Source organism: Maridesulfovibrio sp. FT414, assembly GCF_050916235.1.
Classification (GTDB): domain Bacteria; phylum Desulfobacterota; class Desulfovibrionia; order Desulfovibrionales; family Desulfovibrionaceae; genus Maridesulfovibrio.
On the sequence record NZ_CP104854.1, the window covers coordinates 3,385,476 to 3,397,500 of the forward strand.

10 protein-coding genes are annotated in these 12,025 nt (G+C 51.2%); 5 read left to right on the plus strand and 5 right to left on the minus strand.

Features of this window, described 5'->3' with window-relative positions; all coding sequences use genetic code 11:
• Positions 1-118 precede the first annotated feature (118 nt).
• The 5 genes from N7E73_RS15065 to N7E73_RS15085 all read right to left on the minus strand — a co-directional run bounded on the left by N7E73_RS15065 (position 119) and on the right by N7E73_RS15085 (position 6,305).
• Positions 119-2,056 (minus strand): ATP-binding protein, encoded by a 1,938-nt coding sequence (locus N7E73_RS15065; protein WP_432735730.1) that lies wholly within the window; start codon positions 2,054-2,056, stop codon positions 119-121.
• Complete coding sequence (locus N7E73_RS15070) at positions 2,056-3,015, minus strand: phosphate/phosphite/phosphonate ABC transporter substrate-binding protein (protein ID WP_432738877.1); 960 nt, start codon at positions 3,013-3,015, stop codon at positions 2,056-2,058. Before N7E73_RS15070 ends, N7E73_RS15065 begins: the two co-directional genes overlap by 1 nt.
• A gap of 55 nt (positions 3,016-3,070) precedes the next feature.
• Positions 3,071-3,703 carry a hypothetical protein gene (locus N7E73_RS15075; protein WP_432735731.1) on the minus strand — a complete coding sequence of 211 codons (633 nt, stop codon included), beginning with the start codon at positions 3,701-3,703 and terminating at the stop codon, positions 3,071-3,073.
• A gap of 296 nt (positions 3,704-3,999) precedes the next feature.
• Complete coding sequence (locus N7E73_RS15080) at positions 4,000-5,160, minus strand: sulfite exporter TauE/SafE family protein (RefSeq protein ID WP_432735732.1); 1,161 nt, start codon at positions 5,158-5,160, stop codon at positions 4,000-4,002.
• Positions 5,161-5,528: 368 nt separating this feature from the next.
• The gene (locus N7E73_RS15085) at positions 5,529-6,305 is read right to left on the minus strand and encodes a DUF169 domain-containing protein (RefSeq protein ID WP_432735733.1); all 777 of its coding nucleotides are present in this window, start codon (positions 6,303-6,305) and stop codon (positions 5,529-5,531) included.
• Positions 6,306-6,745: 440 nt separating this feature from the next.
• Between N7E73_RS15085 and N7E73_RS15090 the strand changes: the two genes are divergently transcribed.
• The 5 genes from N7E73_RS15090 to N7E73_RS15110 all read left to right on the plus strand — a co-directional run bounded on the left by N7E73_RS15090 (position 6,746) and on the right by N7E73_RS15110 (position 11,674).
• On the plus strand, positions 6,746-7,498 hold the full coding sequence (locus N7E73_RS15090; protein ID WP_432735734.1) for an N-acyl homoserine lactonase family protein: 753 nt from the start codon (positions 6,746-6,748) through the stop codon (positions 7,496-7,498).
• Positions 7,499-8,098: 600 nt separating this feature from the next.
• Positions 8,099-9,841, plus strand: a complete 1,743-nt coding sequence (locus N7E73_RS15095; RefSeq protein ID WP_432735735.1) for a carbon starvation CstA family protein — start codon at positions 8,099-8,101, stop codon at positions 9,839-9,841.
• 305 nt (positions 9,842-10,146) lie between these two features.
• Positions 10,147-10,380, plus strand: a complete 234-nt coding sequence (locus N7E73_RS15100; RefSeq protein ID WP_432735736.1) for a hypothetical protein — start codon at positions 10,147-10,149, stop codon at positions 10,378-10,380.
• Positions 10,381-10,388: 8 nt separating this feature from the next.
• Positions 10,389-11,384 (plus strand): DUF6976 family protein, encoded by a 996-nt coding sequence (locus tag N7E73_RS15105; protein ID WP_432735737.1) that lies wholly within the window; start codon positions 10,389-10,391, stop codon positions 11,382-11,384.
• A gap of 143 nt (positions 11,385-11,527) precedes the next feature.
• The gene (locus N7E73_RS15110; RefSeq protein WP_432735738.1) at positions 11,528-11,674 is read left to right on the plus strand and encodes a hypothetical protein; all 147 of its coding nucleotides are present in this window, start codon (positions 11,528-11,530) and stop codon (positions 11,672-11,674) included.
• Positions 11,675-12,025 lie beyond the last annotated feature (351 nt).

The window sequence follows — 12,025 nt, forward strand, 5'->3', positions numbered from 1 at the left end:
CATTGTGAATGACAACAGCAAACAACGCTTTGCGGGTACGGAAAATTTACCGCATAGCATCATATTGTAATCGTAGCACATCAGGGCGTATCTAAGGAAGTGTCTACAGCATTGGAAATTAAGATTTGATTGAATTTTCATCTTCGGACGAAATTTCGTCCAGCGGGAGTACAACTGTGAACATGGTTCCGGGGCCGGAGTTCTCGGGCAGACCGAATTCACGGCGAACCGGAATCGGAAGCGGGCTGAGGACCTCGATGGTTCCGCCGTGGTCCTTGATGATTCCGAAGGAGACGGAAAGTCCCAGTCCGGTTCCCTTGCCCACGGGCTTGGTGGAGAAGAATGGATCGAAGATTGCGCCCAGATCCTTCTGGGCCACGCCGTATCCGGTATCAGCGAAGATGGCTGTGATGGTCATGGCCGAGGTATCGAGACTGGTCGATATGTGGATGCCGCCTTTTTCCGCACCGGCTTCTATGACGGCTTCCATTGCATTGGAGAGAAGGTTCAGCCAGACCTGTTTCAGTTTTTCCGGGTCACCGTGGATGATGGGATAGCGGTCATCAAGACTGGTGGAGATTTCGATTTTTTCCAGCTTGAAAGTGTGGCTGACCAGTTGCACTACTTCCATGATGGAGTTGTTGAAGCACATGGTGATCTTTTCGCTCTCGGTCTGGCGGGAGAATCCGAGCAGGTCGGCTACTATTTTGCGACATACCCGGGCCTGTTTTTCGATGATTTCCAGATCCTTGTGAATTTGATCCTCGGGCTTGAAATCGTCCTGCAGCAGTTGAGCATAGCCGAGGATGATGCCCAGCGGGGTGTTGATTTCGTGGGCCACGCCCCCGGCAAGCTTGCCGACGGACTCCATCTTCTGGGACTGGATGAGCTGGGCCTGATAGCTTTTGAGTTCGGTTATATCGCGTGCGGTGGAAAGCACGCCGATGATGCGGTTGTTTTCCCCGTAGACCGGGACACGGATGGTGTGGAACCAGCGGGCCGGAGCTTCAGGGGTTGTGTCTTCGCGGTTTTCCTTGTTGATGGTCCGCCCGGTGTTGAGCACCAGCTTTGCTTCTTCGATTTTTATCTTGGCGATTTCGGGCGGATAGAGTTCCGCATCGGTCATGCCGATGATCTGCTCCTCGGTGCGGCCTACATGCTCAGCAAAGGTCCGGTTCACAGCCAGGTAGGTCAGCTGCGGACTCAGCAGGGCCACGAAGTCCGGGGTCACGTTGATGATCGTACGCAGAAGTTCTTTCTGCCGGGTCAGGTCGGTCTCGGTTATCTGCAGGTCTTCGATGTGGCATTCAAGTGTCATGGCCATGGCGTCGAAAGTCTCGGTCAGCTGCTGTATTTCATCTCCCCGGCTGAAGCCGCGCAGGAAGTCGTAGTTGTCGTTGTTTTCCTGTCCCTGTCCGGCTCCGAGGTGGGTGCGCACGATTTCCCGGGCATGCCTGCGCAGAGCGCCGAGCTGCATGGTCATGGTGCGGGCAAAGTGGGTGGAAACTACAACCGCAAGAAGGAGCACCGCACCGGTAAGGGCGCAGATGGCGAAAATCAGGTTCTGGACAACGGAATGGATGCCTGAACGCGAAAGTCCGAGCCGCACAGTGCCGAGCCGGGTATCGCTGATGAAGATGGGGGCCGCGAAATCGAAGATACGATGTTTCCCGGTATCCACGGTGACTACTTTGATGTTTTTGCCCTGAACCTGATTGGCGTATTTCAGATTGGTCGGGAAGCCGTCTGAAAAAGTGTTGGCAATGATGCGGTTATGGTCATCCATGATGAAGGCGTAGACGATTTCCTCATCCACCTTCTTCAGTTCGTTGACCATTGATTCAAGACGCAGCAGGTCCATGGAGAGCAGCGGGTCTTCAGCACGCAGGGCAAGGTTGCCGGAGAGCACTTCCCCCCGTTTGCGGGACTGCTCTATGAGGGCGTCCGAGGCCATGCGGATTACGAAAATGGTGATGATCAGCGAGGTGAAGCCCACAATCAGGGTGAGGCCGAGGTTTATCTTCGTACGGAAACGCAGCCGGTTGAACAGTTTCATCACTCTGTCCTCCCCTGTCCACCGTATAGATTACGGAGTCCCAGTTCTTTGATCAGGTCCCTGACCGAATCGTAATCGCTGTCCTGTGCAGGAATGATTCCACGCATGCCCGCGCGGTTGAGTATGGCCGCCTGCGCCGGATCGTCCATGCTCAGCTTGAACATGGCCACGGAGATTCTATCAATAACATCCGGGTCCATGCCGCGCCTTGCGGCGTACACCCAGCCGGGATAGGGTTTTGTCTCTGCGACTATCTTGATTTTATCCACATTTATCTTGTCACGAACAACATCAAGGGTTCCTTCGCGGATAGATCCGAAATCGTATTTCCCGGCGTAGACAGCCAGTGCTACTTTCTCCTGTTTTCCGCCGGGGCCGGGGGCGAATGAAATTTCCCGGAAGTCCGTGGCGTTGATCCCGTTTTCAAGGAACAGGCCCAGAGCATACAGGTAACCGCCTGCAGAAAGCGGGTCTACGGCGATCCAGCTTTTGCCGATGCAGTCCTTGAGCTTGTGGATGGAGCGGTTGTCACTGCGGGTGATTATCTGGCCGCGAAATGTAGGACTCCCCGACGGTTCGATGATGCGCGCGAAAGCCCGTGCGCCGGTCTGCGCTATGCGGATGTAGGTCATGGGGTTGGAGAATGAAATGTCTATCTCTCCGCTTGCCACCATGCGGCGGTGCTCCTCGAAGGTGTCCGGGAATACCTGGCGTATGGAAAGGCCTGTCTCTTTAGAAAGATATTCTATGAGCCTGTTGTGGCGCTGGTGTGAGACCTTGTGCGAATACTGTGGCAGGTAGGCGTAGGTTATAGCCGGTTCCGGTTCCGGTACACGGATTTCCTCGCGCACGGACATATCGACGTGCACGATCTTTTCTTCCGGGGCAGAGCCGAAAAAGTAGAAGGCAATACCGAGCAGCAGCAGGACCGCCGGGAGGATATACTTGAGCTTTTGCATGGTCTCTCCGCTGAGAGCGGAAAGATCCACCTGCAGGCTGCCGCGCTGGGTTCCGCTAAGCCTTGCTTTCGACCGGAGGTATGGCTGCTTCAGCTTCATTTTCATGGGCGTCCCCGTTGGAGCCAAGTTCAGTCCATGAAGTCATCTCACCGGCCTTTTCGGCGTCTTCCGCTTTCATTTCATCTATCTTTTTCAGGAAGGGTATGAAGCACCTTACCTTAGAGAATCCGTAACGTACAATGATATATGATGAAATGAAAACAAAAGGGTAACCCAGGGAAAAGTCGATGAATGGCACGGTGTGGATGTCTATTCCGGCAAAGCGGGATTGCATCCAGCCCAGAGCAAAAGGCACCGGCCACAAGGAAACCGCAAAGAGTGCAGCATTTGCAAAGAACACCTTACCGAAATACTCGTTGGCCCATGTGTTGGCCGACTTGAAGGTTTCCTTCTCCTTGCGGCGTACCGCCTCCACGGAAATGTTGTGCATGCGGGTCATTTCACGGGTCAGGTCAGTGTAGTAATCGCGATTGAAAAGATAGCCCAGAGCCATGCTGATTTCACCGCCAACTGTGCACCACAGGGCCAGCACGGCAGTACCGAGCCAGAAGGCCGCAACCGTGGGAAGTCCCACACGGTATGGGGCTATGAGTATGGTGTCTATGATCGGGGTGATTGACTCAAACATATTTATGACTCCGTTTTGCAAGACCTTGATGCTGGCCGGCTATCCTGCCGTGGCTTGGATGGAAGCCTCCGTTATTGGAAAGCTGTTGGTCTATTCCTTTGGTGCGCTCTTTTGTGTCTGTCTGATTGTGTTGTCATATCCCTTAGCTCAAAGTTGGATTAGGGGATGATATGTACTTTTCGCTTTCCCAGCCCCGGTGGCGCAGCCCTATTGAAAGGTTTTGAGGGGATGGGGTCCGGGGAAGGGGAACTTTTGCAAAAGTTTCCCTTCCCCGGCCGCCGGAGGCAATTTATCTATTAGAACGGGGGCAGCAGGCTGTAGCCGAAGAAGCCCTTGGAGCTGTAGCGGATACCAACGTAGAGAGCGAGCACTACGAAGAGACGCTTCAGCCAGATGTCCGGGATGTACTTGGAGGTGCGGGGTCCGATGAAGGAACCGACCAGGATACCAAGAAGTTCAACACCGATGAGGGGCCAGAAGACAGGAGTGTCTTTGACAACCATGTAGGTGAAGATGGAGGTGGTCATACCTACCAGAACTGCCAGAGCGGAAGTACCGGCAACGAGGTACATGGGCAGACCTGCAACGCTGGTCAGGAACGGAACGAGCAGGAAGCCGCCGCCTACGCCGAGGAAGGATGCCAGTGCTGCGATGAAGAAACCGCCTACAACCGGGATCAGCGGGTTGAAGGAGAATTCTACACCGTAGAAGGTGAATACGCACTTGGTCATGGAGAAGCTTACAACCTGAACGCCCATGGAAGCGGTATCAACCTTGCCGCCTTCCTTCTCTTGCTTGATGGAGGCTTCGAAAGCCTTGGCAGCTTCTTTTGCCTGCTTCTTGCCGGCCTGTCCCTTGGGAGTGGTTTCGTAGAACAGGTAGCAGCCGAGAGCCAGAACAAAGAGACCGAAGTAGCCGATGTAGGACTTCAAGGAAATCTTACCGGCGGTCAGCCAGGGCACGAGGTAGGAACCTGCAATGGAACCTGCAGCAAGTGCGAGGCCCAGGGGCAGAACCAGACGGCCCATCTTATAATAGTTGAAGGAGGACATGGCTGCGGAGGTACCTACGAGCCACTGGTTGGATACACGGATGGAGTCGGTTACCAGCTTGTTCATGACCGGGGAGGTCTTTTTGAAGGTGGAAGCGTAGTCGCCGAAACCGTAAATGGTGATGTGACCGACACCGGCCATGATGCCGCCGAATGCACCGACGGTGGAGAAGATCCAGCCTACCCACATCGCCCATGCGAATCCGAGGATAAGGTTGACGTTGGGGGCGCCGTTGATTCCGAGGAATCCGGTGGCAAGTTCAGTGTTGATCTGGCCAGGATCGGTGCCTTTGGGGGTTGTGTTGATGGCATCTGCCAGTCTGTCCGCAAATGCGGGCTGGAAGAATACCGCCACTGCCAGCAGCGCGAGAGCCATTATCAAAAGGCTTTTGCGTGACTTGAACATAGTGTATCTCCTTAAAACGAAAGTTGGTTTTGCTGATTCCTTTCCCGCTTCCCTCTGACCGTTGCAGCGGTCGAGGACCCTCTCGGAGTCAGGGTCAGCGCCTTCATTCCTTATTGTACGGCCTTCCGGTATTGCAGTATCGGGGGCCGTTTTTATTGCCGCTTCCTTTACTGCGTTGAAAGCAGCAAAGGGAATATTTAACCAGTTTTTCCATTCCTTGAGCCGAACCCGTGTTAAAAGGTTTTGGAGGAATTGGGTCCGGAGAAGGGAAGCGTTTTTTAATGGTTCCCTTCTCCGGCCGCCGGAGACATACTTTTATAAGCGCAAAGCTTATCAAATTTGCCTTCGGCAAGGGAGTGAGTGGTGTGCTATTTTTCTTTCTTGAAAATGATCAGCGGACAGTTCTTGCATACATCCTGTCCGGGGAATCCGTCGCCGGGCTTGGTGATGGAAGAGCTGCCGAGGTTGTTGATGCGATCTACGAGTCTCTGAACCACAGCTGCGAACTTCTTGCCGGGAATGATGACGTTGATTTCGCCGCGCTCGGTTTTACCGGCGTTGTAGCTGCCGGAACATGCGGGCAGCATGTTGAATTCCTGCTCGAGGAAGGAAAAGACGTTACCGCCGCAGGCGGAGGAGTTCATGGTGATGTTCGGACGCAGGGGATGGGTGTCTGTGGCGGACATATAGTCACCTGCGAGGTGGTAGGCCTGCATGTTGTCACAGTAGAAGTGAACGGTGTCGGGCTCGAAGATGCCGTCGATTGAGCCGAGCGGGGCAACAGCGATACCGAGCAGACCTTCGGGCAGGCGGTGCTTGGATTTAACGAATTTTTCAGCCTGTTCAAGGTCACGCACATACTTGGAGTGACCCTTGATCTCACCTTCATCCAGTTCCTTCCAGCCGAAACAGTAGCGGGCGTTACCGCAACCGAGGCCTTCCACTTCGGAGAACACGGTCTGTCCTTTCATGCGGGCAGCGATTTCCCACTGGCAGAAAGTCATGGGTTTCACGGGCACGTGGAATTCAGCTTTGTCCTTGAACTGATCGATCTCAGCCTGATCGTAGAAAAATTTAACGGCGATGGGGTAGTGGTAAAGTCTCATTTCCCGCATCAACAGTTCCTGCATCTCTTTGTAAGTCATCGTGTCCTCCTGCTTTCAGTTTACAGAATTATTTTAAACCGACCGGTCTTCCCAGTGATTTTTCAACATAACGCATTTTTATGGTTCTGTGAAAAAATAAACAACGAAATTAGAGTTAAAGAAAAAAATAACTTCTTCACATTTCATTGCTCCAAATTCAAGGCGGAGGAACGAAAACTTTGTTAAAAAAGTAACAATGTATTTGTTTTATTATTTAATATTAATAAATTAACTAGAAAATATGCTTGAAATGAGAATCTGCTTAAGTTTTGTTTTGGTGTGATAATTTTCCCATTCAAGCATGTTGTTTATAATTTCACGTAAGTCAGAGCTATAATCAGCACTGATAAACTTACTTTTCGATCCGGATTGCGATAAATTGAGCTTGCTACATTAATTGATGCAAGTAAGTGCGGATGACTGATCTGACAGGAGAAATAATGAACAAATACAGAATTCACCCCATCGTTGTGGGTTCCAAGCGGTTCGACAAGGGCATGATGACTTACCAGCAGGGATACGGTCAGCATTGCATCATTCCCATTTACTGCTGGTATCTGGAGGGTGGCGATAAGAAGATCATCGTGGATACAGGGGAGATGCAGCCTATAATTTCCAAAGACCGCGAGGCTGATCTCGGAGGCAGGATCTATTCATTTGAGGACGGACTGGCCAGATTCGGGCTCAAGCCAGAGGACATCGACATTGTCATTCACACGCATCTGCACAATGACCACTGCGAGAATGATTACAAGTGCACCAATGCGAATTTTTATGTTCATCGCAATGAGCTGGAAAGTATTCATAACCCGCACCCGCTGGATTTCAGGTATCTGGAGGATTATGTAGAGGACGTGGAGGAGGCCGGGCAGGTCGTAGCTCTTGACGGCGACTGTGAGGTTGTTCCCGGAATCCGCATGATGCATACTCCTGCGCATACTCCGGGGGGAATGACTGTGCTGGTTGATACCAGGGGCGGGCTGGCGGCAATAACCGGATTCTGCGTGATCAATGAGAATTTTTATCCTCCGGCGGAAGTTCTGGGTATGGAGATGGATGTCATCCCGCCAGGCACTTCGGTCAACACCTATGAGGCTTACGATATACTTATTAAGGTGAAGGATATGGCCGATATACTCATCCCGCTGCATGAACCTTCATTTGCTAGGATGGATACTGTTGAGGGAACCTGATGCCGTTACAATGGGCAGCCTGTTTGAATAATTCCGGCCGCAATGATCGATTTCCAGGTCATTGCGGCCGTGTTCACTTTCTGTCCAAGTTAATTGAAGCCGGTGGAGGTATTTATAATATATGTTCCAATGAGTTTCGCAGGAGTCTGTAATGGATATGCGCATCTGCTTTCTTTATGGTTATTCATTTTTGGTTAAACTGGCGCTTGAATCATAGCTGTGTATTTAATTTGAGCCGGTATAATTTTCGCAATTTATGTTTTCGGAAGTGATGTTGCAGGTGAAATGGGGATGTGAGTGGAGTCTATTTCGGAATGAGCAATTTAAAACGATTGTGATTTCGTGGTTTTGAAAGTCGCTCTGGAAATTCGGCGTAAAATCATTTAGTAAGTGCGGACTAGAAAAAGCATTATAAGCACTCACTGTCAGCCCGAGGGGGTCCCGGCTCTGAATATCGTTGCTGCCAAGCCTGACGGCAACGGGCGGGTCAAGCCGGGGACGGGTCTCTGCTGGGGGAGCTTGTAAGAAGTGTGTGGTTACGGGAAGGTTGTTTCAAGCCTTTCCGCTGTGTTTCTGTTCTTTCATATCGGAGGTTTTCAGGTGAACTCTCTTGTCATCGCAGGGCTTTGCTTTGTGGGGTACATTATTGCGTACCACACCTACGGCAAATTTCTGGCAAAAAAAATTTTTAAGGTTGATGAGAATCTGGTCTGTCCAAGTTGCGAGTTTGAGGACGGTAAGGATTTTGTTCCCACCAAAAAGGAAGTTCTTTTCGGTCACCATTTCACATCCATTGCAGGGCTCGGCCCCATCGTCGGCCCGGCTATCGCCATCATCTGGGGGTGGGTGCCGGCGGTTATCTGGGTTTTCTTCGGTGCCATTTTCATGGGTGCAGTGCACGACTTCGGTTCTCTTGTGGTCAGCCTGCGCAACCAGGGGCGTTCTGTCGGTGACCTTGCCGCCGGACTCATCAACAACCGCGTGCGTACGCTGTTCCTGATCATCATCTTCTTTGCCCTGCTGATCGTTATTGCGGTGTTCGCGCTCATCATTGCGATCCTGTTCAACATGTATCCGGCTGCGGTCATTCCGGTCTGGAGTGAGGTTCCCATTGCCATCGCGCTTGGCTGGCTCATGTATAAGAAGAAGGTCGATCATACCATCTGGTCCATTGTGGCCCTTGTTCTCATGTATGCCTTCGTTATCGTCGGGGTTTACGTTCCGTTCAAGATGCCTTCCATCATGGGTATGAACCCGATCGTAATCTGGACTCTGGTGATGCTGGCCTATGCATTCATAGCTTCCATCCTGCCGGTAACCACTCTGCTGCAGCCCCGCGACTACATTAACGGACACCAGCTTCTCGTGGCCCTTGTCCTGCTCATGGCCGGCGTGGTTGTGGCCCATCCAACCTTTGTAGCTCCGGCCCTGGATGTGGCTCCCAAAGGTGCACCACCCTTGCTGCCTTTCCTTTTCGTTGTAGTCGCCTGCGGGGCAATTTCCGGTTTTCACTCTCTGGTAAGTTCCGGAACTTCCGCGAAACAGTGTGAGACTGAACGCGATTCCCGCATGATCGGTTACGGCTCCATGCTTATGGAAGCTGCTCTGTCCATCCTCGTTATTGTTGCTGTCGGCGCAGGTCTCGGCCTTGGTAAGCACACTGCCGACGGACAGTTCCTGACCGGGACTTTGGCATTTACCACCCATTACGCATCCTGGGCATCCGCTGCCGGTCTCGGCGCGAAACTGAGTGCATTCGTTGAAGGCTCAGCAAACATGATGGTAAGTTACGGCATCCCCACCGATATTGCCCTTGCAATCATGGGTGTGTTCCTGGTCAGCTTTGCTGCGACTACTCTCGACAGCGCAACCCGTATCCAGCGCTATGTGGTAAGTGAGCTTGCTCAGGCATACAAAGTACCGTCCCTTTCCGGAGCAATTCCTTCCACCCTCATCGCAGTCGGTACTGCAGCGGTTCTGTGCTTTAACGGAGGATTCTCCATCGAGGCCCTTAAGAAGGGCGCACTGTCCCTGTGGCCCCTGTTCGGTACCGTTAACCAGCTCCTGGCCGCACTGGCTCTGCTGATCGTAACCGTGTACCTTGCCCGCAAGAAAGTTAAGGCCATTTATACCGGTATTCCAATGGTATTCATGGTTGCCATGACAGGCTGGGCCATGATCTACAATCTCAAGGATTTCTACGCTGGCGGAAAATGGATGCTGTTCGTAGTAGGACTCATAGTGTTCATCCTTGAAATCTGGATGATCGCCGAAACCTACATTGTTATGAAGAAGGTCTACGGAGGCGAAGAAACAGTAGTAGGAGCCAAAGCAAAGGCCTAGGCGTTTTTACAACATTATTGTTAGATATGTTTAAAGCGGAGTTGGATCATTGGTCCAGCTCCGCTTTTTATTTCGTATAGTTGACGGGTTGAAATCGATTTGAATCTCTTTTTATTAAAATTGAGGACATGGTCACTTGTCTGTGTTACGGTGTATCCAGTGTCATTGGGCCTAGTCTGTCTTGGTGTCTGAGGAGTTAATCTTTATGAATATAGTTCGCCGAATATAGTGTGATTATTAACGACCGGTTATGTCCTATTCACAGTACAGTGTGGACTATTCAATCCTGAAAGGAGGAATGCTGTATGGGAGTCCCCCCCAAAAGTGATTCCAGATGGACAGATATCGTCACTGGAAAGAAGGCTTATACCCTCAAGTTTTTGGCTGCGAAAATTCTGCTTGGACGGTTGGTAAGGAGTGTTGGTGTTGATGGGTCGCCGGGCAATGTAGCCAAGGCCGTTGAGGAACTGCATGCAATATATGTAAAGAACGCGGATACTCCCTCGGCGAAGGAAGATCTGCAACTCATGTTCCGATAGGAGGGGATATGAAACAGGAACTGCTCAGTGTAAAAGAAGTCAGTGAATTGATTGTCGCAGAGAAGACCCTGCTTCTTGCCGGAGATGAGTCTTTGTTGTCCCAGCTTCCGAAGGGCAAGTGGATTGGAGGCACCATCCCTTATTTTATCTGCCCCGGTGAAGGTGGGCTTTCTTCGCAGGACAAGGTCTTTGTAACCGATATTTCCGACATTGCAGCTTCAGTAAAGCTGAAAAAGTATGACGCTGAAACACTCGGGACCGTGTATGTAGATGCTGGTGACGGCGGGTTGAGTTTTATTATCATTCCTGCTTCCAGCCCGGCACACGTTTCATTTGCATTGAATGCTCCCAACTATAAGGATTTCGGTTCTCAGCCACTTGTCGGCTGGATCTCAGGTGTCCTGCTTGGTGATCTGGGTAAGGTGAAGCCCAAGGCCTTCAGCGGAGCGACCGGCAACAGCTATGAAGATGAAGCTCTTGTTATGCATATTGACCTGGTACCGGGCAAGTCAATTGATGTCGGTATCATCAATATTTTCGAGCAGGGCGACGGTGATGCGCTCAGTTTTGATCAAGATACTTTCCTGAGCAAGGATGTAATGGTCAACGGAATCAGGGAAAACTTTGCTGAGTATATTGAGAAAAACAACCTCGACATTAAGTTCCCCCTCGTTGCCGACTATTACGGAGCGCTTATAAATACCAGTTTCCAGGGCGTTTCCGCGGAAGAGGGCGTCAGCTTTTACGCGCCTGTGTTCTCCGGAATTCGTTACAAGCATGCAAAGCCCGTCTCTGACTACGCTGCAGCATTCAGCAAGCAGCTGCTGGAAAACAATGTTGCCGGAAAGAGCATCGCTTTCTCCTGTAACTGTATTCTGAACTATCTCTACTCCGAGTTGGAAGGTAAGAAGACTGACCCGTTCTCCGGGCCGATCACCTTTGGGGAAATTGCGTACCAGCTGTTGAACCAGACTCTCGTTTATATTGATATACATGATAGTTAAATTGGTTTGATATGTATAAGAAGGCCGCCCCTCGGACGGCCTTTTTTAGTCTGTCTTCACAGATAACCACAATAATCCCAAAAACCGGTTGACTCTGCGGGGAGTTTTCCCTAGAAAGTCTTTCCCCGCTGAGGAAGGCCTTAATGGCCGGCTTGGCAGGGCTTTTTTTTGAAGAGATAGATGGGGCGCTTCGCGCTTTTGATGATTTGATTTCGCTTCCGGCGGCCAAAGGAGCTAAGCCATCGCTGCTCTCCATATCCGTAAGACTCGAAGCAAAGCTTCTCGCCTAACGGCTAATGGGCCTTTGGAATCCCTGAGGGTGGATGGTTTTGGGCCTGGAAGACCGGCATAGAATCTGGGAAAGATTGCGCTGCTTCTGAGTCGGGCCGAAAAAATCAAACTGCTTCAAAAAAACGGTTGACTTCCGAGGACGGTTCACCTAGATTCCGCCTCCGCACCGAGCAGCAGTAAGGTGCTAAGATCATTGAAAAAAAATTTCAAAAGAACTTTAAAATAATGATTGACTTGAAGGGCGAGGTTGTTTAGGTTTCGCCTCCGCGCTGAGCGAGAGCAAAGTGCCAAGATCATTGATGAAAGCTAAGATTCAAAGCCTTAAAGAATAGTTCTGCAGCAGCCAGTCG